Source organism: Paenibacillus sp. MMS20-IR301 (genome assembly GCF_032302195.1).
Classification (GTDB): Bacteria; Bacillota; Bacilli; order Paenibacillales; family Paenibacillaceae; genus Paenibacillus_AQ.
The window spans coordinates 4,270,301-4,289,876 of sequence record NZ_CP135275.1; the positions used below are offsets into that span (position 1 = coordinate 4,270,301).

Genomic DNA, 19,576 nt, shown 5'->3' on the forward strand with positions numbered 1-19,576 from the left:
TAGACTCTTATATTTTTAAATAAATACAGGCATTGGATCAATTTTCAGCCCGTTCTCCTGAATCCAGCTCCGCTCATCATTGAACAGGTATGCACGGTGCACAAGCACAGATATCTCCTGTCCGGGAGTCAGCGTATCCTTCTCCAGCGAGCGGTAGGTTACCAGCTTATGGCCGTTCACCTCTACCTCCACCAGCCATTCACTGCCGCGGAAATGCAGATGCTTCACGATGCCCTGCTCGGTGGCTGAAGCCATTTTGAATTCATGCAGCTGGCCTACCTCGATATATTCCGGACGGATCAGCGCCTTCGTAGGCTGGCCGCCGCCAGCCCCTGCGAAGCCCTTCAGCTCCGAGGCATTCTCTATCAGCGTCGATTCCCCGATAAAGGTTGCCACGAACGGTGTCTTCGGCTCCTTATAAATATCCCAAGGCGTCCCCTTCTGCTCTAACCGGCCCTGGTTAATGATCATAATCTCATCCGCCACCTCAATCGCTTCATCCTGGTCATGGGTAACGAAGATTGAGGTAATGCCTACCCGCTCTATCAGCTCCCGCAGCCAGGATCGCAGCTCCTGGCGGATCTTGGCATCAATTGCCGCGAACGGCTCATCCAGCAGCAGCAGCTGCGGCTCTGGCGCAAGTGCCCGGGCAAAAGCCACACGCTGGCGCTGGCCCCCCGAGAGCTGATGCGGATAACGCTTCTCGAAACCCGTAAGACCGGTCAGCTCCACCAGTTCAGCAACGCGGTCACGGATATCGGCTTTGTTCGCTTTTTTCACCTTTAGGCCAAAGGCAATATTCTCGAACACCGTCATATGCTTGAACAGCGCATAGTTCTGGAAGACGAAGCCGATCTCGCGCTCCTGGGGCGGAAGATTATTCACTGCTTTGCCGTGGAAAATAATCTCGCCGCTGTCCGGGGTCTCAAGGCCCGCCAGCATGCGCAGGATAGAGGTTTTGCCGCCGCCGCTCGGGCCGAGCAGCCCGATCAGATGACCCTTGGTAATGCCGAAATTGACATCCTTCACCGCATGAAAATCACCAAAATGCTTATTCAGTCCACGGACCTCCACATGCATACTAATGCCCTCCCTTTCTTCTCTTGCTCCATTCCATTAACAGCAGCAGACCCGCGGAGAATGCGGCCAGCACAAGCGCTATCCCGCCCGCAGCCGTAACATTGAAATTCTCGACATCCTGATAGACAAGCGTGGTTGCCGTCTGGGTTTTGTTCATAATATTACCGGAAACCACCAGCACTGCGCCGAATTCGCCCAGCGAGCGGGCCACCGTCAGAATCACACCATAGATTACAGCCCAGCGGATGGACGGCCAGGTCACCTTCCAGAAGGTCGTCCAGCCGTACGCACCAAGCGTCGATGCCGCCTCTTCCTGCTGGGAGCCGATCTCCTGCAGCACTGGCATCACCTCACGCACCATCAGCGGGAACGTCACGAACAGAGTGGCAATGACCATTCCGGGAAAAGCATACACAATCTTGAATCCGATTTGCTCAAATAGCGCCCCGGCCGCACTATCCGGACCGAGCAGCAGAACAATCATCAGCCCGCCGATAACCGGCGATACGGCATACGGCAGGTCAACAATGCTGTTCAGCAGGCTGCGCAGGCGCCGTCCCAGCCAGTCTGCCCGCACCAGATACAAGGCCATCATAATGCCGAACAGCGTATTCAACAGCGTGACTACAACCACTACCGAACCTGTCATCAGCAGCGCATGCAGCGCCTCAGGCCGGGTGAGGGCAGTCCAGAAGCCGCCCCAGCCCGAGCTGAAGGTATTGACTGTCATTTTACCGAGCGGTGCAGCAATTAAAAGGAAGAAGACGAGATACGTTAGTCCAATCCACAGTTTTCTCATGATCTTCTCCCCCGCATCTGCAGCAGGCTGATCAGCCAGAGAATGAGGAAGGATAAGGTCAGGAGAAGGATAGAAACCGCTGCAGCACCCACCGGATTATCACTCTCTACCTCCCCGAAAATAAACACGGAGGATACCAGCGTACGTCCCGGGATATTGCCGGCCACGAGAACGACAGCCCCGAATTCAGCGAGTGCCCGCGAGAAGGCCAGCATCCCGCCGCTAATCATCCCGGGCAGCATGGATGGAAGAATGATCTGCAGGAACACCCGGCTGGGCTTCGCCCCCATCGTATACGCCGCTTCTTCTTCCGAAGCATCCAGCTCCTCCAGCAGCGGCTGTACCGCCCGGATCACGAAGGGAAAGGTAACGAAGACCATCGCAATGACAATCGCCGGCTGGTGAAACACAATCGGAAGTCCCAGAGACTCCGCCAGCCCGCCGATCAGACTGCCCGGACCCAGCAGCAGCAGAATCATCAGGCCGCCAACCGCTGTCGGCAGAGCGAACGGGAGATCTACGAGGCTGTTCAGCAATGCCTTGCCGGGGAATTTGTAGCGGATAAGCACCCAGGCAATCATCGTGCCGAGCAGTACGTTAATCAGCGTAGCAATCACTGCCAGCTTGAGCGTTAACAAGACGGACTTCCAGGCAATCGGATCGCCGACAGCCTCAGCGAAAGCCCCGAAGCCTAGCGAGAACGAATTGTAATAGACCCCGAGAATCGGCAGAACAATCAAAATTACGAAATACAGCAAAACAGTGGTACGGAATCCCCAGGTCCAGCCTTTGTGTCTAATTAGCGAATTCAATGGTTAAGCCTCCCACCTCCGGCTATCCGGTCGGTATACTCGCCTTTACGGTTATAATTATTCCTATTAATATACTTGGTTTAAAGTTATCATTACTTTACCAAAGACCGCTTGCTGCCGTCAATTACTTTATCAGCTTTTGGGTTAAAGTATATGTAGCATCACTTTCAGTTAAGTAAGAGAGGGGATTATAGAATGCTCCATACCTTTGAGATTACCACCAGTAAACGGGATGAATTGCGGGATATCACCCGAGAGGTTCAATCCTATGTGAAGAAAAGCGGAGTGCAGAGCGGGATCATTATCGTGTACTGCCCGCATACCACGGCGGGAATTGCCATTAACGAGAATGCCGATCCGGATGTGAAGCATGATGTACTGATGCGGCTGAATGAGGTCTACCCCTGGGAGCATCCCAAATACCGCCACGCTGAAGGCAATACAGCCTCCCACTTGAAATCGATTACTGCCGGGCCGTCCCAGACCGTCATCATTGATGAAGGAGTATTGCTGCTGGGCCGCTGGCAGGGCATCTATTTCTGTGAGTTCGACGGGCCAAGACGCCGGCAGTGTCATCTGAAGATTATCGCGGGTTAGTGTATTTTCTTGCAGAAAAGCAGCTTCGCAGACTTCTGCGGAGCTGCCCTCTATACTATTGATAGTTTCTATAACACTTTCACCAATCAATGTTATACCAATGCAAAGCTCTAAAGTGATAAGTGCTAAAAAAAAACAGCTTTTATAAACTGCGGCTTAGAACCTTGACATGAGTTAATGCAGCTTGCTTCACATCCTCAAACCGGACCTTATCCTGAATATAATAAGAGATAAATCCGTGGGCGGACAGGAACAGGGTCAGCGGAACGCTCTGCCAATCCTCGGACACATATCCCTCTTCCTTCATATGACGGCGTACAATGCCTGCAAAGAGCTCGAAACATCGGCCCTGTTCTGCTCGGCAATATGCCAGCAGCTCTTCATCACGGATCATGAACATAATCTCGTATTGGTAAGGATGATCCAGCCCAAACCGGATAAACTCGATAATCAGCTGTTCAACCCGGCTCATTCCCTCCTCCGGAGGCAAGTTCATCGCCTGATTCAGCAGCGTGGCCACATGATTGAAATCTTCAACAACAATTGCATAGAACAGCTCAGCTTTTTCTTTGAAATGATAATAGAGGGAGCCGTGGCTGTACCCCAGGTGCTGGCCGATGCTGCGCATCGAAATGGCACGGTACCCTTTGGTTATAAAAAGATGCCTCGCCGCCTCCAAGATTCTTTCCCTCGACAACTCCTGCTCCACTGCTCTTCTTGCCATAATTTATTCCCCTTCGCTGTAGTAAAGCCGCCGCCCTTCTGTAACCAAGGCCTGCCCCTCGGTAAGATCAGTTATCCATGCCATGAATGCATCACCTTCATCGTTCGCCGGAAGACACAGCAGCGTAACCTTATCCGTAAATAAAGTCTCCCCGGTCAAGACGCCTCTGCCCCGGAGCGCATTCTCCACCTTGCCCAGCCAGGTATACTCGATTTCCACGAATACCTCCCGCCGCAGCACACGGGTAATCACTTCTCCGGCTTCAAGTGCCAGCACTGCACCGTCCGTATATGCACGGATCAGACCGCCTGCACCCAGCATAATGCCTCCGAAATAACGGGTGACGACAATCGCGACATTTTTAACCTTCTGGCTGCGGATTACCTCCAAAATCGGTTTACCGGCCGTTCCACTCGGTTCCCCGTCATCCGACTGTCTTTGGATCTCATCTCTCTCGCCAATCATATAAGCAGAGCAGTTATGTGTAGCATTCCAGTGCTGTTTCTTGATATCTTCAATAAACTGCACCGCTTGCTCTTCATTGTTCACCGGCATTACGTGCCCGATGAAACGTGATTTACGGATTACGATTTCCCGCGAGCCGGGAGCACGCACCGTCCGGTATTGTTCCAGCATCTGTTGTCCATTCCTTAATCTACATGTGATGACTTGATATATATTAGGAGCAGCCCGCGGTATTGGTTACCTATGGACTGCTCCCTGATGACTTACGCTAGTATGAATGATCTGCGGCTATGGTTAGAACTATTCTGTAAGTCTGGCTTCCAGCTCTGCCTTTTCTTTCTCGTAGCCTGGTTTGCCCAGTAGTGCAAACATATTCTTCTTGTATGCTTCTACGCCCGGCTGATCGAACGGATTCACACCCAGCAGGTATCCGCTGATGCCGCAGGCTTTCTCGAAGAAGTACACCAGATAGCCGAAGGTGTAAGGCGTCTGGTCAGGAATAGTAACGATCAGGTTCGGCACCTGTCCGTCAGTGTGCGCCAGCATCGTTCCCTGGAAAGCCTTCTTGTTAACGAAGTCCATTGTCTGGCCTGTCAGGAAGTTCAGTCCGTCCAGATCATCCGGATCATTCTCAATCGTTACGTGATGCTGTACCTGCTCCACCTGAATAACAGTTTCGAAGATATTGCGGTTACCCTCCTGGATGAACTGTCCCATGGAGTGCAGGTCAGTCGAGAAGTCAACGGAGGAAGGGTAGATGCCCTTGAAGTCCTTGCCTTCGCTTTCGCCGTACAGCTGTTTCCACCATTCAGATACAAAGTGCAGGGACGGCTCGTAGTTCACGAGGATCTCTGTAGTCTTGCCTTTGCGGTAGAGGGCATTACGTACAGCGGCATATTGATAGCTCTGGTTGGTAGCCACATCCGGGTTGTTGAATTCATCGGCTGCTGCTGCGGCCCCTTGCATCATTTCTTCAATGTTAATTCCGGCTACAGCGATCGGCAAGAGGCCTACCGGTGTCAGGACGGAATAACGTCCGCCTACATCATCAGGAATGATGAACGACTCATAGCCTTCTTCATTAGCCAGCTTCTTGAGTGCGCCCTTCTCCTTGTCTGTAGTTGCATAAATACGTTTGCGCGCTTCTTCCTTGCCGTATTTCTTCTCCAGTGCTGCACGGAAAATACGGAAAGCGATAGCCGGTTCGGTAGTTGTGCCGGACTTGGAGATTACGTTCACGGAGAAGTCTTTGCCTTCTACCAGATCAAGCAGATGCGTGATGTAGGTAGAGCTGATGTTGTTCCCGGCAAAATATACTTCCGGAGTGCTGCGTTTGTCCTTCGACAGGTTATTGTAGAAAGAGTGCGAAAGCGCCTCGATTGCTGCGCGGGCTCCCAGGTACGATCCGCCGATCCCGATAACGATCAGCACTTCAGAATCGCTCTGAATCTTCTTGGCTGCCTGCTGAATGCGGGCGAACTCTTCTTTGTCATACGCTGTAGGGAGATCAATCCAGCCCAGGTAATCGGAGCCGGCTCCGCTCTTATTATGCAGCTGTTCATGAGCCAGCTTCACCGGAGCGGCGAAGTAATCAATCTCTGTCTGGCTGAAGAAGGAAAGAGCTTTGGTGTAGTCAAAATTAATCTTCTTGGACATCGGTAATGGTAGCCTCCTGTTAATCTCTTTAGATTTGACACCGTTTGTTGCAACATTATTATCTAGGATACTTTAATTTGCCTTGACTGGCAAGGTCTTAAGGCATATCACCGGCTTCCGTAACAGGATTGCAAAAGTTTATGGAAGCGGTTGAATGCAGGCACTGTGATCCAGTTCTGTGGAACATGCCTGGGGCTTCTGATAGAATGTAGGGAAACTAAGCTTCAGCACTATGATTCCAAGAAAGCAAAGGTGGAACAGAAATGAAACAAATCGGGTTTATCGGACTGGGAACAATGGGAGCGCCAATGGCATCGAACCTGTTGCGAAGCGGCTTTAAGGTTACGGTATACAACCGCACAGCGGAGAAATGCCTGCCCCTTAAGGAAGAAGGCGCACAGGTTGCTGCGACTCCGCAGGAGGCGGCTGAGGGCATGGATGTTATTATTACCATGATCAGCAATGATGATTCGATCCGTGAAGTATTCTACAGTGAGGCCGGCATTCTGGCTGTCCTTAAGCCGGGAACCACCGTTATCGATTCAAGCACCATTTCCCCCGGCCTCGCCAAGGAGATTGCGGCGGCGGTAGAAGAACGGGGCGGCAGCTTCCTCGACGCGCCGGTAACCGGCAGCAAGCCCGCAGCCATCGACGGCACGCTGGTGTTTATGGTGGGCGGCAGTGCTGAAGTTATTGAAGCGCAGCGTGATCTGTTCGACTCCATGGGCCGGCTGCTGCTGCACATGGGCGGCAACGGCAGCGGGGCTGTAGCAAAGCTGGCCCACAACGCTATGGTCGGCATTCATAATGTAGCACTCGCGGAGGGCTTCTCCATCGCTGTGAAATCCGGTGTTCCCGCAGATAAGTTCCTGGAACTCGTGAAGAACGGCTCAGCAGGCAGCAAGCAGGCCGAACTTAAGGGACAAAAGATCATCGAGGGTGATTTCAGCAACCAGTTCTCCCTGGCGCTGATGCTGAAGGATCTCAAGCTCGCTTCCTCGCTAAGCGACTCCACTGGCGTACCATCCCCACTGCTTGGCGTAGCCAAGAGCATGTTCCAGGCCGGCTTTAATCACGGCTACGGCGACGAGGATCTGTCTGCAGTAGTTAAATCCTACGAAGAGTGGATTGGACAGAAGATCGGCGGCACAGAGAATCAGAAGAGCTCCAAGTGACATTGTAATAGGTAATATAGCAAGACGCAGCCGGTACAGGCTGCGTCTTCTGATTATAATAGTTAACGTAATGATTCAAATTAACAAGGAGGAAGTACATATGTTATCGATTGTATTAGCTGAGCCCCGGGATGCGGATACATTAGCCGAGGTTCAAAAACGCACCTTCGACCATGATGCCAGAACATTCCAGAACAAACCGGAAGACGGGCCGCCGGGTTATGACTCCAGTTCCTGGCAAAGTGAGATGATGTCCAAATGCCAGTATTACAAGCTGCTCGCAGAGAACGAAATCATCGGGGGAATGCTTGTCTACGCTGCAACTGACAACAGCCCTGAATATCATCTCAGCCGGATCTACATTGATCCGCTGCATCAGAACCGCGGGTACGGGCAGGAAGCCTTCAGCTTCCTGTTCAACACTTATCCCTCTGCGCAGAAATGGACACTGGACACCCCTTCCTGGGCCGTAAGAAACCACTACTTTTACGAAAAGCTCGGGTTCGTGCAGACCGCTGTAGTTGTGCTCGAAGACAGCGGGGAATCGCTGATTCAATATGAACGGACAGAACAGCGCTAGTGCCGCAGATTGCTCAGATGCATGAAGACCGGCTCCCCCCATCTGCACAGATCCGAAACCCTATAAATTCTTAATTACAACAAGAAATCCCGCCAGCATAAGCTGGCGGGATTTCCTTATTCCTGCAACTGCGATTACAAAACCGGGTAAGAACAGCAATAATCAGTTAAAGCGAATACTTCCAGGGCAAATTTGGAGTTTCCGGGAACATGGAAGGTCTCTGCTCCGTCAATATCCTTCCACACCTCGGTGCCGGGAAGCAGCACTTTCAGCCTGCCGGACAGAATTTCCATCGTCTCAGGACCATCTGTGCCGAATTCATACACTCCAGGCAGCATAATGCCGAGTGTCACCTTTGTTCCATCCTCCAAAATGACGGTACGGCTGGTAACTTTTCCATCGTAGTAAATATTGGCTGCTTTTTGAACTGTAGCGTTAGTAAACTGACTCATGTGCTGATTCTCCCCTTTTGTTTAATATAAGGAACTTTTATTCCGTCTATTATAGCAGGGCTTTTACGCGGCTGACTACATTTTCTACAGTGAATCCGTATTCTCTGATTACAGTATCACCAGGAGCGGAAGCACCGAAGGTAGTGATGCCGAGAATGTCGCCCTGATCGCCTGTATAACGCTCCCAGCCGAAGGTTTGTGCCATTTCGATGGCCAGACGGGCTTTGACTTCAGGCAGAATAACGGAATCGCGGTAAGCCTTATCCTGCTTCTCGAACAGATCCCAGCTCGGCAAGCTGATTACACGGACATCAATGCCTTCTTCAGCCAAAGCAGCCTGTGCCTTCACAGCCAGCTGAACTTCGGAACCGGTAGCAATGATCTGCGCCTGTGGTGTGCCGTTCTTGGAATCCGATACCACATAACCGCCGCGTTTGATGTTCTCGCGTACGCCTTCTACAGTACCTGGCAAAATCGGCAGGTTCTGACGGGTCAGCACCAATGCTACAGGATTTGCAGTATTCTCCATCGCATAAGCCCAGGCTGCTGAAGTTTCGTTGGCATCGGCCGGACGAAGTACAGTCAGACCCGGAATAATCCGCAGGGAGGCCAGCTGTTCAATCGGCTCATGGGTAGGACCGTCTTCGCCGACAGCGATACTGTCATGTGTAAGCACATAAGTGACCGGCAGCTTCATGATAGAAGCCAGACGGACAGCCGGACGCAGGTAATCTGTGAACACGAAGAATGTGCCGCCGAATACTTTGAGACCGCTGTGCAGTGCAATCCCGTTCATTGCTGCAGCCATACCGAATTCGCGGACGCCGAAATAGATGTTGCGGCCGTCATAAGATTCGGAAGTGAACTGGGATAGGCCGTTCAGGTGAGTCATAGTTGAGCTCTCCAGGTCGGCGGAACCCCCAACCAGCTGCGGAATGCCGGCTGTCAGACCGTTCAGGGCACTACCGGAAGCCACACGCGTGGATACTGCTTTGTCTTCTGCTTTGTAGAATGGCAGATTGGCATCCCAGCCTGCAGGAAGCTCTCCGCTGATTGCTGTTTCAAGCTGTGCCGCAAGCTCAGGATAAGCTTGTTTGTAGGCGGCAAATTTCTCGTCCCAGGCTTTGTTGGCGGCGATGCCCTTTTCCTTCACTTCAGCGAAGCTGGCACGTACTTCATCCGGTACAAAGAAATCTTCTTCATAGACCCATTTGTAGAATTCCTTCGTAAGCTTGGCTTCATCCGCACCGAGCGGGGAGCCGTGGGTACCGCCGTGGCCGCCTTTACCCTGCTTGTTCGGGCTGCCGTAGCCGATTACAGTCTTCACTTCAATCAGTGTCGGTTTGCTGCTGTCGCCTTGAGCTTCAGCAATGGCTTTGCCCAGTGCAGGCAGATCATTACCGTCTTCTACGCGCAGAACCTGCCAGCCGTAAGCTTCGAAACGCTGTGCAACATTCTCGGAGAAGGCCAGGTTCAGTTTGCCGTCAAGGGAAATATCATTGGAATCGTACATTACAATCAGTTTGCCCAGCTTCAGGTGGCCGGCAAGCGAAGCGGACTCGGAAGAGATTCCTTCCATCAAGTCGCCGTCGCCGCAGATTGCATACGTATAATGGTCGATTACATCATGGCCTTCTTTATTGTAAGTAGCGCCCAGCTGAGCTTCAGCCATAGCCATACCCACAGCCATACCAATACCTTGTCCAAGCGGACCGGTAGTAGCATCAACACCGGCAGTGTGGCCGAATTCAGGGTGTCCTGGTGTCAAGCTGCCCCATTGGCGGAACTGCTTTAATTCTTCCATCGGCAGGTCGTAGCCGCTCAGGTGCAGCAAGCTGTACAGCAGCATGGAGCCATGTCCGGCGGATAATACGAAACGGTCACGGTTTACCCAAGTCGGGTGATCCGGGTTATGAACCATAGTTTTGGCAAACAGCTGATAGCCCATCGGTGCAGAGCCCATCGGCATGCCGGGATGTCCGGAATTTGCTTTTTCAATCGCATCAATAGCAAGTGTACGGATCGTTGTGATGGCCAGGTTGTCCACCGTTGAGTTTTCCGCTTTATGAATGGCTTGGTCTTTGGCTTGCTCAGTCATTAAAATAATCCTCCTCTAAATCAAGAATGTCATTTTGACTATTATTGTATCACGTAAGTGGAAGCAATTCCAATTGTTTTTGTAAACGCTATGTTCGAACAGCTTATATTTTGCGGGTTCACCTCAATGTATACACGCTCCTTATACTAAGTTAGCAGCCTGGCTTGGCATAGCCGGGCCTTAATCAGCTACTTAGCCTTAAGTCTAGTTTCATTTAAGACTAAAGTTTGTTTTACAAAGCCCGTTTATACAGTAAGATGGAGATACCTCTTTACCACTTTTACCGGATTATCCATTACTTCCAGCAGAAAGGGAATTCGAAGATGACTGCAAATAGAGATATCTATATTGTGCTTACCGGAACGGGTACAGCCTTCAGCGGTATTATTAAATGGTTCACCAAGGCAGAGCTGAATCATGCTTCAATTGCCTTTGACAGTGAACTGCGCGAGGTCTACAGCTTCGGAAGAAAAAGAGTGCACAATCCGTTTATCGCCGGACTGATCCACGAGAATTTCATTCATCCGTTCTACAGCAGTGCAGACTGTGCCATCTATCAGCTTAGAGTCAGCGCTGAAGAGTATGACACGATGTACAATCATGTTCAGGGCATGATGCAGAATCAGGAGCGCTACAAATATCACTTGCTCGGCCTGGTCGGCGTACTGCTGAATATCCGCATCGACAGGGAGGATGCTTTTTTCTGCTCTCATTTTGTAGCCTCCGTATTTGAAGAAACCACTATTCATCCGGTTGCCAAACCCTCCTGCTTCGTCACTCCGGAGGATTTCGCTTCCTCCCTGTGCGCGCATAAAATATTCAGCGGCAAGCTTTCCTACTATATGCGCAGAAACAGCCGGGTGGCTGTTTTGGCTCCGAACCTACATAATACCAGCTCGCCTGTTCCGGGAACTGTAGCCGCGCGTATGCTCCGGCTAAATGAAGAACGGACCGAGGGGATCGTCTGACGATCACCCTCCGCCCGTCTGCACACTTCGTGAATGGATAACTATAAACTCTGATCAAACACATATAGTCTGTTCCCGTTATTTTACGCGATGGCTCTGATAATAGTCGGCCCAGTCGCCGAGAATCGTTACGGTTACCGAATCAACCTTAGCGGTGAACTGATTGGTGGCGGTAAAGGTGAAGGTAACCGGTCCGTCCGGCAGCTGTCCGAACGAAGGGTCTGACAATTCCCCGGTCCAAGCTGTCTTGTCACTGCCTGTCGGGCTAAGCTGCACCGTATATCCGCCGGTCATCCTCACCTCCACGGTATCCGGCAATCCGGTTGCCGCAGCCTGCAGCACAAACTTTTCCCCGGCCCAATACACGTTATACCCCCGCGGGCTTTCCGCATTCCCGCTTTTATTCACATTGTAGGCCTGACGGTTACTGTTCCACTCCTCGGTGTGCCGGACAGCCCCCTTAACACTTAGCAGATTAACCATCATATATTTCCGCGGTGATACATTGCTCCAGCCGAACCCGTCAAATACCTCAACTTCAACAGCATATTTCTCGTTCTCCGCGAGTACTCCTTCTGGCACCTGCCACGCTTGTGCAGCAGATACCTGTTCGCCCGATTGGGCTTTTACGGTACCGCTGGCCAGATTAATGATCCGCACTTTGTACCGCTGCTGCAGATCGCCGTCATCATCCTGGTAGCTCCACTTGATTACAGGCGTGAGCGTATTCACTATTGCCGGACTGGCTGGACTGGTGCCCGTTGGATAAGTGATGTCCGCCGCCGGAACCCGGTTGACAACTGTAATCGTCCGCTGCAATTCCCGGATCAGCCCGAGAGAATCTGTAACCACCTGCCGCAGTGTGAAGGTTCCGTTAGTAGTAAACTGCTTGGTGAAGTCCGCCTCTATGCTGGCCAAGCCTTCCGCTCCTGCCTGTGGTTTCAGGTAATATTTATAGCTGATGGCATCTCCTTGCGGGATATCCGGGTCGGTTGCGGTGCTTTGAATGTTTAGTTTATCCGTCCGGTAGATTGGGACTGTTGCTGCATTGCGGCCGGTATCGGTCATCAGGGTAAACCCCGGCTGCGGCGGGTTATCGATGATGAAGGCTTTTTCATTGGAGTAGTCTGACCATTTCCGCTTCGAAAAAGCCCGCCCCTGCACGGTGTACAGCATGAACCGCTCCAGCGTGGAATTAGGCACCTGATATTGCCGCACAGTTCCTGTGCTGTCATTATTCTCAGCAGTGTAGGCCAGCAAACCGCCTTTTTTGAAAAATTCTAGCCGGTAGCTTTCCTGCGGATCGCCTTCAGTGTCAGCGTAGATCCATTTAATCAGCGGGTCACCCTCAAGCTCAGCATCGATGACCGTAGGGTTTGCCGCTGCACCGCCTGGAGAAACCAGCGTCATGGATGGAGGTTTATTCTCGATTACACTTACCTTCAACGAAGCAATATTGGATTTATCTCCGATCGGGTCCACTGCCCAGTGCTCCAGCGTGTATGTTCCCAGCTCATCAAAGGTCAGACTGATATTGGGCGTTTGGTACATCGTAATTTTATTGTTGCTCCCGGTTACTTTCCAGTAGTATCGCAAGTTCCCTTGATCAGCAGAGTCCTCGTCAATATCAGCCGATGTAAAGGTTCGTGTATCATACTGATTGACTGACGCCGGGCCAGTAATGGCTGCTGCCGGGACATGATTCTTCACGGTGAACATCTGGGTCGCGTACGATTTCAAGCTGCCATCAGATACATTCAGCCGCATTTCCCAGCCGTCTGAGATCACATTTTGCGGAGAAAGCCCATAATCATTGATCACATCCTGGACTTTAAACACCGGGTTACGGCTGCTCCCCCTCCAATAATAAGGATCCTCATTCAGTCTGGTGTACCAGCCGTATTGCAGCCTATCCCCGTCTTCATCCGGATCGGGAGTGAGGTTATTAATGCTGATCACGGTATCGCGATAAACCTCATTTGGCATAGAGAAACTGGCTGCCGGCGGATGGTTAATAACCTGCACGGTTTGGCTATAAATGTTAGACCATAGCCCGCGGTTATCATGCACCTGCAAATTAATCTGGTATGACCCTACTCCATAGGCCGCAATATTAGGCGGGACTACAGCACCTCCCCAGGAGGCCCACACTTGATTTACGCCATCTTTGATGACCGTCCAGTAATATATGTCGAGCGGATCATTGTCCGGATCAAATGATTTATCTGCGATGATTGTTGCCTTGCTGTAAGACACATTCACCGGGTCAACAGTAAATAGGGCCACTGGCGGCAGGTTGCCTGCATTGCCCACACTTTGCTGCATCCAGTCACTCCATACGCCATAGCCGCTCGGGCCATCGATGTCCCGGACGCGGAGCCGGATTTCATAAACATCTGCAGACGGTAGTATGGATGGAGGTGCTCCTTCTGTCCATATCTCACTTCCTGCCCTGCGCCATTGCCATTGCCAGGTAACCAGTCCCTTAGTAGGGCTGCTTGTATGGTCGAGATCATATGAACTGTCCGTGAGCTGCAGATAACCGTTAACCAGCTTGGCCGAGAATAGCGCAACCGGTTTGCGGTGTACCATAAATGTCATGCTCGACAGATTATCCCGGCTCCATAGCCGGTATGCATCCAGCCGGTTGTCCTGAACCGGATTATCCCTGGCTTGAAATGTAGCTGTATAAGCCCCTGTAAACGGAAAGGAAGGGTACTGGCTCGAACGCCACAGCCCGCTGTCCCAGATCATCCCCGGCGAATTATCAAAAATAGACGGATCCTGATCATAACGGTAGCGCTCGGCATACTTCCCGTCATTTTCGTAATCCGAGTAAGTAGTGCTGATATCAATCGGCGTATTGATCAGATAGAAGGCCTTATTCCTAAGCCGGTTGACGACATTAAATGAAGTCGAAGCTTCAGCCTTCAGATTAAACGGATCGATAACTTTAACATTGACCGTATGATGGCCTATGGGGATGCTCTCGGATATCACATCGATCGGAATGCTGAAGCCTCTCGAGGATGCGGTATGATCCAGCTGAAATCTTCTGTAATACACATTTGGAATCTCGACAACTACATCTACGACATCATTGTCGGGATCTTGTACATACCCCTCCAAGTAAAAGGTGCTGAAGCCGGGCTCATTCATGAACGTCTGTCCTCCCTGCGAGGTCAGCGTCAGATTTGGCTTTTTATTGGTGGAGAGTGGAATAAGGAGCTCATCATTAATTGTATAGGGATGTACAACGTTTGGACCGGGGTTCATTCTGTCTGTAGTGGAGTAATACTCTGACATCGACAACAATAATCTGACTGCCACTGGTTTCTTCGTATTCTCCAGCCAGTAGAATGTACCTTCACTGAAATTACGATATTGATAATTGTATTGCTTATACGAGCCATAGGGTGTGGTAACAATAGTGAACGGGTTAAACCTCATCGTCTGCATATCATTAATGTAATTCGCATAGCCTGACAGATCACCATTTCCATAATATGGTGAACTGCTTCCTCCTCCTAAAGAAGCTAAGTCTTCTTCGCTGCCGTCACTATAAACGACGCTAAACCTTTGAGCATAACCAAACACATATCCATGATAATACCGACTGCCAGATCTTGGTTGTGATCCTAATGCTTCCCGATATGCCTCAATTCGTGATGGCATATAATTATTAGTCATATCAAAATATAATAGACGATTAACTTGATCGAATTTCATTTTGAAGGTATTGGCCGGGATATCAATGTGCATCGTGCTTGCATACCAGTCCGGGTCTCCGCTATAACTTGCCGGCCGGGAGGCCGTGTAGCTTCTGGCCGGGACAGCATAATCATTATATTCAATGACCTCACCGGCGGCTGACACTTTCCCGCTCTCCGTTCCCATCCATGGTAAGAGGACAATGACAAGGATAACTGCCGTGAAACGCCTGATCCAATTTCTCATTTCTCTTCTCCTTTACTTACCAGGCCCAATCGACCACAGGTGCGCGGTTATATACCTCAATTACTCGTTCTGCCAGGGGCTGCGGGGGTATGCTACTGTAAGAATCCCTTGAATTCCGGTCTGCGGCCGAGACAAATGCCTCTATGGTCGGCTGATCAAATTCCTCTGTAACGGTTAACCGCACCTCATACCGCCCCACCTTGGACAGAGATAGAGTTAAGGCGCTCAGATTGGTGTCGCTAAAAGTAACCCAAGAATTGTTTGTAAAGTCGCCGTCATTTTCTGCATCGTACCGGTACTCCCATTTCCGGTGGCCAATAAAATCGTAATCTGGAGAAAAGGACATATCAGTTAAGGCCGCTGGTGCTATATTTCCGTTCGCAGGATCACGGTAAATTTTGTTTGGCGCAGAAAAATAGACTACCGGAGGCTCATCCGGAGCAACCTCAAATATTATACTAGCCACATCCGAATACCCCACATTATTTTCAACAGTTACCGTGGCTTTATAGGTTCCGGCCTTTTTAATCACTATGTCTTTATCATCGGTACCCGTAAGCGTCCCGCTATACTTGATACCTGCTGCAGTTCCGCCGGAAACCGCCTGAATGGTAAATTTTGTTTTACTCTCATCAATCGGAAAATGCTCTGCCAGATTAGTACTGGCATTATGAAGCGTAATTTTACGGTTCTCCTTCTTGGTGCCGAGAATGGTGATGGCTGCTGTCGGAACAGGCGCCGTCACTTCAAGCTTCGCAGACGTTGCATTGCCTAACCCGCCATTATCCTTCACCTGAAGGTTAATCGATTTCCGCTTCCCTACTTGCGAGAGCGGGTACCAGGTATACCCGTATTCCCCTGTAACCGGCTCCACCGCATCTGTGGTTGTATATTTGTAACTCACGATGACTCCATCCGGATCATACGAATCCTTGCCGTACACCAGAAATTCCTGCCCGGCCATCACGGAATCCGGAATATCGAGTACAGCCACCGGCGGCTTATTGCCACCTGATGGAGCGGTCGGCAGATCTGCCGGAGTTTTGGAGACACCTACTTTAGCAGTCATGGTCTTGCTTAAGGAGCCGACACTGCCCGAGGGAGTGGTAACTGGTTTGATGAACCGGACAGTTACCGTTACCGTGTATTCCTGTTCGAAATCCCCGCCGGCAAACTTCGCTTTGGGGATGACGAGATTATCAAATGCCCGGCTGCTGGATAGACTCTTGGTTCCATCCTTTTTGATATTGTCTTTCGTAACATTGCTTTCCCTCGCCTTAAACTCCCACTCCATGATGTTGGATGTGTCAGTATAAGCCAGTAGATCACCACTTATTTTCAGTGTTACAGGAATATCTTTGCCCTCATCCTTCGCAGGGTTCGGGCTGGGGGCGACTACGCTTACTCTGCCGTCTAGGGTGGGTTCTGTGGGTGGGGAGTAGCTGAAAGATATGCTGCCGCTGTAGCTGTAGGTGGGGACTTTGGCTTCTGCTGTGTAGTAATAAGCAGCTTTAACTTCATATTTTCTTCCTTCAGCATGCCCTACCAGTGGGTGCGATGCATCTGCAGCTTGGTTTGTATATGACTGCCTTACTGTTTGACCACTTGATTCTACTCTAAATGGAATAGCATAGTTGACAATTACCTTACCATTTTTAAACTTTGGTGTTTCTTTTATATAACTTGAAGATAGTTCTGAATAAAAATGTGGTGTGATTGTATTTGCTACTATATATTGTGAATCAATAATGCTAGTTTGTGAGCCATCATACCATTTTAAATAATCCATGCTTTGAAGTGGTGCTGCTGAAACGACAGTTCTAGGAGGAATTGTTGAAGGTATCACATTATCCTCCGCAGGTTTATCATAAGTTTTCATTCCATTTGTCGCCTCATCATACTCATTGATTTGCCAGCGTATCCCGTCAGAGTATCGCCAAATAGAGTTACTCGGATTTGTGATATAGTATGCTTCGTAAGATCCCCGATAACCAGAAACATTTGAAATCATCTTTGTATTGGCAACACCATTCAATTTAAAAACTATTTTGCCATTTTCGACTGTCGCATTTCCATTTAATTGATTATTTCCAGAATATTCAAAACTCCTGATATTAATTGAAGCAGTTGCTACTCCGCTAGGCAAATCAAGGCTAAAAGATTTTACGGCATTGTCGTTTCCAATTAGCCCTGTACTTAAGGGTACTGAAACAGTCGCACTTTTTACTTCCGCTGCTACTGCTTCCCTATTCTCAGCAAAGGATGCAGTAAGAAGAGCGACCACAAAGATTAAAATCAGAATTTTCTTCATTCAGAAACCACATACTTTTCGATGAAGTTTTTTCCATAAAGCATTCGGATAACAAAATAGTCAAATTCACTTTCATAAGCATAAGCAAGATAAGAGGTGATTTTTTCACCTGGTTTTAAATCATAGGTCCACAACGCTTCCTTGCTATTCGTTTTTGATGCTAATTTTTCCGGCCAAAGCGCATCAGTTATCTGACCAGTTTTAAAGGTAAACGGAATCGTTATTGTGATGTCATTGCCGCCACCATGTAATTTCTTTTTAGTACCATTCTCCAAAGTCACTTTTGTCCAGATAAAATACTTTGGCTTGTCAATAATACTTGTGGAATTTTGGAATCCATAAAGCTGTTGTAATTTTTTAACTTCTGGAGATTTAAAATCATAAATCATAATCTTATGAAGCGTGTACTTCAAACCCTCTGACTCCAGCGTAACCGGCAAATTCATTCCCTTCTTTAATCCATATTTAGCCAGGTTGTCCGTCATAATTGGAGCCGCCGTCGGCTTCACCTCCGTTGCACCAACAGATCCCACATTCCCTACAATCGATCCTGCTAACAGCGAAGCTGCCAAAATTGCTTTCATCACTTTTTTCATATCAATCGCTCCTTTAGTAATTGGTCCAGCAATCAACGATTCAGCTTGTACTCCTGAACAGCCGGTACGGTGATGGCCTCCTGAACTTTGTTTCTTGTGATCAAAACCGGATGCTCCGTTTGAATGACGGCGATGACTGAGGGGCCTTGTATGTATTTGGTGATGCCGTAAGTATGGTCCTCATACAGAAACGGAAACGCGTCACCCGTTCCTTCATCCACAATGTCGAACTTAACGATCTTTACTTGAGCCCGGAGCCGGCTCCCCGTCAGGGGGGATAAGCCGTCGTCCAGTCCCAGATTGCTCTGCAGCGATTGGCGGAAGGTGGCATAAGCCTCATCCCGGTCGATGATCAAACGTCCTTGCGCCCGCGCTGCTTCATTCAACTCCTGTGATGCATCATGCACTGCCATATTGTTCGCATCCTTAAGCATGGTGCGCATGATGTCCCATTCCTGATTCTGAATCTGAAAAAACCACGAATAAATAAAGATCAGCAGCACAAACGCCAGCTTAATAATGTAATCCATAGATTGGCTTCATCCCTTAATTAATCGAGATATTCACTCATGATCGAGCCATGTCCATAATAACGTGCCGGCTGGGTAACTCCCGAGAAATTGTACGGAAACAGATGTACCCGGGGAGCTGTGATGTACACATCCAGCCGCTGCTTACGCTCCAGAATCACTTCCGTACTGCTGGTAATTTCAATGGAATTGCCCGGAAATCCGGCCGCCCTCAGGTTAGCGATAACCTCACTTTTCATAGCAGCAGTCACCATTCCTTCAGTAGCAGCCTTTTGTGTGATATAGGATGTGTTGGCTTTGACCTGCAGATCAAGTAAATAATCGATGTACGTAAAAATCGGCTGCAGAATAATAAACAGCACCAGCCATAGAAACAACGCCCGGAGGACGGTTGCCTTCAAACGCAGCGCCTCCTTCTAATACTGCTCTACAGCTTTGACATGGGTAATGATATCGTCCTGGCTGCTGCCTATAATGCTTGTAGCTCCTGCAATGAATATACCGGCGATAACAAAACCAATAGCCAGAAACAGAGCAACCGAAATTGAATCCTTTTTCATCCCGTTAAACCAGGGGAAGGTTAACCGTAAACTTTGCCAAGTCAGCCCCGGCTGGTTGAACCATGCCCACTGTTGGGATCACAGGTCTGTTATCATCTGCATCATTGACTACGTCCTGTACCAGCGGAACCAGAATTGCAATTACCATAGCTACACACAGGAATCCGATAGCGATAAACAAACCAGTGGAAATAGCGTCTTTTTTCATTGTTAATA

General features: G+C 49.7%; 19 protein-coding genes. 4 read left to right on the forward strand and 15 right to left on the reverse strand.

What is annotated here, in order from left to right; all coding sequences use genetic code 11:
- Positions 1-15 precede the first annotated feature (15 nt).
- The 3 genes from LOS79_RS18320 to cysT are packed head-to-tail and all read right to left on the reverse strand — an operon-like array spanning position 16 to position 2,691.
- Positions 16-1,080, reverse strand: coding sequence for a sulfate/molybdate ABC transporter ATP-binding protein (locus LOS79_RS18320; protein ID WP_315411498.1), 1,065 nt, complete (start codon positions 1,078-1,080; stop codon positions 16-18).
- 1 nt (position 1,081) lies between these two features.
- A complete protein-coding gene (locus LOS79_RS18325) occupies positions 1,082-1,879 on the reverse strand; it encodes a sulfate ABC transporter permease subunit (protein ID WP_315411499.1) in 798 nt (265 codons plus the stop codon).
- Positions 1,876-2,691 carry a sulfate ABC transporter permease subunit CysT gene (cysT, locus tag LOS79_RS18330; protein WP_315411500.1) on the reverse strand — a complete coding sequence of 272 codons (816 nt, stop codon included), beginning with the start codon at positions 2,689-2,691 and terminating at the stop codon, positions 1,876-1,878. The genes LOS79_RS18325 and cysT overlap by 4 nt, the downstream gene beginning before the upstream one ends.
- A 195-nt stretch (positions 2,692-2,886) precedes the next feature.
- On the opposite strand from cysT, the gene LOS79_RS18335 reads away from it, so the two are divergent.
- Positions 2,887-3,288: a secondary thiamine-phosphate synthase enzyme YjbQ gene (locus LOS79_RS18335; RefSeq protein WP_315411501.1), complete on the forward strand. Its 402-nt coding sequence runs from the start codon at positions 2,887-2,889 to the stop codon at positions 3,286-3,288.
- A gap of 142 nt (positions 3,289-3,430) precedes the next feature.
- Here LOS79_RS18335 and LOS79_RS18340 read toward each other — a convergent pair whose 3' ends face one another.
- From LOS79_RS18340 to LOS79_RS18350, 3 genes are all read right to left on the reverse strand, one after another.
- On the reverse strand, positions 3,431-4,012 hold the full coding sequence (locus LOS79_RS18340; protein ID WP_315411502.1) for a TetR/AcrR family transcriptional regulator: 582 nt from the start codon (positions 4,010-4,012) through the stop codon (positions 3,431-3,433).
- A gap of 3 nt (positions 4,013-4,015) precedes the next feature.
- Positions 4,016-4,648 carry a YigZ family protein gene (locus tag LOS79_RS18345; protein WP_315411503.1) on the reverse strand — a complete coding sequence of 211 codons (633 nt, stop codon included), beginning with the start codon at positions 4,646-4,648 and terminating at the stop codon, positions 4,016-4,018.
- Between the two features lie 129 nt (positions 4,649-4,777).
- Positions 4,778-6,133, reverse strand: coding sequence for a glucose-6-phosphate isomerase (locus tag LOS79_RS18350; RefSeq protein WP_315411504.1), 1,356 nt, complete (start codon positions 6,131-6,133; stop codon positions 4,778-4,780).
- A 263-nt stretch (positions 6,134-6,396) separates the two neighbouring features.
- Here LOS79_RS18350 and LOS79_RS18355 point away from each other — a divergent pair, with 263 nt between their 5' ends.
- Both LOS79_RS18355 and LOS79_RS18360 read left to right on the forward strand, forming a co-directional pair.
- Positions 6,397-7,308, forward strand: a complete 912-nt coding sequence (locus tag LOS79_RS18355; RefSeq protein WP_315411505.1) for an NAD(P)-dependent oxidoreductase — start codon at positions 6,397-6,399, stop codon at positions 7,306-7,308.
- 100 nt (positions 7,309-7,408) lie between these two features.
- On the forward strand, positions 7,409-7,888 hold the full coding sequence (locus LOS79_RS18360) for a GNAT family N-acetyltransferase (protein ID WP_315411506.1): 480 nt from the start codon (positions 7,409-7,411) through the stop codon (positions 7,886-7,888).
- 134 nt (positions 7,889-8,022) lie between these two features.
- On the opposite strand, the gene LOS79_RS18365 is transcribed toward LOS79_RS18360, so the two are convergent.
- Positions 8,023-8,340, reverse strand: coding sequence for a pyrimidine/purine nucleoside phosphorylase (locus tag LOS79_RS18365; RefSeq protein ID WP_315411507.1), 318 nt, complete (start codon positions 8,338-8,340; stop codon positions 8,023-8,025).
- 49 nt (positions 8,341-8,389) lie between these two features.
- Positions 8,390-10,438, reverse strand: coding sequence for a transketolase (tkt, locus tag LOS79_RS18370; RefSeq protein ID WP_315411508.1), 2,049 nt, complete (start codon positions 10,436-10,438; stop codon positions 8,390-8,392).
- 257 nt (positions 10,439-10,695) lie between these two features.
- Here tkt and LOS79_RS18375 point away from each other — a divergent pair, with 257 nt between their 5' ends.
- Positions 10,696-11,406 (forward strand): hypothetical protein, encoded by a 711-nt coding sequence (locus LOS79_RS18375; RefSeq protein WP_315411509.1) that lies wholly within the window; start codon positions 10,696-10,698, stop codon positions 11,404-11,406.
- Between the two features lie 78 nt (positions 11,407-11,484).
- Here the strand turns inward: LOS79_RS18375 and LOS79_RS18380 are convergent, their stop codons facing one another.
- From LOS79_RS18380 to LOS79_RS18410, 7 genes are read right to left on the reverse strand one after another with little or no spacing between them, the layout of a single operon-like run.
- Complete coding sequence (locus LOS79_RS18380; RefSeq protein WP_315411510.1) at positions 11,485-15,363, reverse strand: glycoside hydrolase family 78 protein; 3,879 nt, start codon at positions 15,361-15,363, stop codon at positions 11,485-11,487.
- Positions 15,364-15,379: 16 nt separating this feature from the next.
- On the reverse strand, positions 15,380-17,674 hold the full coding sequence (locus LOS79_RS18385) for a hypothetical protein (RefSeq protein WP_315411511.1): 2,295 nt from the start codon (positions 17,672-17,674) through the stop codon (positions 15,380-15,382).
- Positions 17,671-18,270 carry a hypothetical protein gene (locus LOS79_RS18390; RefSeq protein ID WP_315411512.1) on the reverse strand — a complete coding sequence of 200 codons (600 nt, stop codon included), beginning with the start codon at positions 18,268-18,270 and terminating at the stop codon, positions 17,671-17,673. Before LOS79_RS18390 ends, LOS79_RS18385 begins: the two co-directional genes overlap by 4 nt.
- Before the next feature lie 32 nt (positions 18,271-18,302).
- On the reverse strand, positions 18,303-18,800 hold the full coding sequence (locus LOS79_RS18395) for a hypothetical protein (RefSeq protein ID WP_315411513.1): 498 nt from the start codon (positions 18,798-18,800) through the stop codon (positions 18,303-18,305).
- Positions 18,801-18,820: 20 nt separating this feature from the next.
- On the reverse strand, positions 18,821-19,201 hold the full coding sequence (locus LOS79_RS18400) for a hypothetical protein (protein WP_315411514.1): 381 nt from the start codon (positions 19,199-19,201) through the stop codon (positions 18,821-18,823).
- Between the two features lie 15 nt (positions 19,202-19,216).
- Entirely contained in the window at positions 19,217-19,360 is a 144-nt protein-coding gene (locus tag LOS79_RS18405; protein ID WP_157763991.1) for a hypothetical protein, read from the reverse strand.
- A gap of 4 nt (positions 19,361-19,364) precedes the next feature.
- The gene (locus tag LOS79_RS18410; RefSeq protein ID WP_315411515.1) at positions 19,365-19,568 is read right to left on the reverse strand and encodes a hypothetical protein; all 204 of its coding nucleotides are present in this window, start codon (positions 19,566-19,568) and stop codon (positions 19,365-19,367) included.
- Between the last annotated feature and the right edge of the window lie 8 nt (positions 19,569-19,576).

Excerpts from the sequence above, each read along its gene's own strand:
- LOS79_RS18340 (WP_315411502.1), bottom strand. The coding sequence starts at position 4,012 with ATGGCAAGAAGAGCAGTGGAGCAGGAGTTGTCGAGGGAAAGAATCTTG.
- LOS79_RS18325 (WP_315411499.1), bottom strand. The coding sequence starts at position 1,879 with ATGAGAAAACTGTGGATTGGACTAACGTATCTCGTCTTCTTCCTTTTA.
- LOS79_RS18335 (WP_315411501.1), top strand. The coding sequence starts at position 2,887 with ATGCTCCATACCTTTGAGATTACCACCAGTAAACGGGATGAATTGCGG.
- LOS79_RS18355 (WP_315411505.1), top strand. The coding sequence starts at position 6,397 with ATGAAACAAATCGGGTTTATCGGACTGGGAACAATGGGAGCGCCAATG.
- LOS79_RS18345 (WP_315411503.1), bottom strand. The coding sequence starts at position 4,648 with ATGCTGGAACAATACCGGACGGTGCGTGCTCCCGGCTCGCGGGAAATC.
- LOS79_RS18375 (WP_315411509.1), top strand. The coding sequence starts at position 10,696 with ATGGAGATACCTCTTTACCACTTTTACCGGATTATCCATTACTTCCAG.
- LOS79_RS18395 (WP_315411513.1), bottom strand. The coding sequence starts at position 18,800 with ATGGATTACATTATTAAGCTGGCGTTTGTGCTGCTGATCTTTATTTAT.
- tkt (WP_315411508.1), bottom strand. The coding sequence starts at position 10,438 with ATGACTGAGCAAGCCAAAGACCAAGCCATTCATAAAGCGGAAAACTCA.
- LOS79_RS18390 (WP_315411512.1), bottom strand. The coding sequence starts at position 18,270 with ATGAAAAAAGTGATGAAAGCAATTTTGGCAGCTTCGCTGTTAGCAGGA.
- LOS79_RS18365 (WP_315411507.1), bottom strand. The coding sequence starts at position 8,340 with ATGAGTCAGTTTACTAACGCTACAGTTCAAAAAGCAGCCAATATTTAC.
- LOS79_RS18410 (WP_315411515.1), bottom strand. The coding sequence starts at position 19,568 with ATGAAAAAAGACGCTATTTCCACTGGTTTGTTTATCGCTATCGGATTC.
- LOS79_RS18385 (WP_315411511.1), bottom strand. The coding sequence starts at position 17,674 with ATGAAGAAAATTCTGATTTTAATCTTTGTGGTCGCTCTTCTTACTGCA.
- LOS79_RS18405 (WP_157763991.1), bottom strand. The coding sequence starts at position 19,360 with ATGAAAAAGGATTCAATTTCGGTTGCTCTGTTTCTGGCTATTGGTTTT.
- LOS79_RS18350 (WP_315411504.1), bottom strand. The coding sequence starts at position 6,133 with ATGTCCAAGAAGATTAATTTTGACTACACCAAAGCTCTTTCCTTCTTC.
- LOS79_RS18320 (WP_315411498.1), bottom strand. The coding sequence starts at position 1,080 with ATGCATGTGGAGGTCCGTGGACTGAATAAGCATTTTGGTGATTTTCAT.
- LOS79_RS18360 (WP_315411506.1), top strand. The coding sequence starts at position 7,409 with ATGTTATCGATTGTATTAGCTGAGCCCCGGGATGCGGATACATTAGCC.
- LOS79_RS18380 (WP_315411510.1), bottom strand. The coding sequence starts at position 15,363 with ATGAGAAATTGGATCAGGCGTTTCACGGCAGTTATCCTTGTCATTGTC.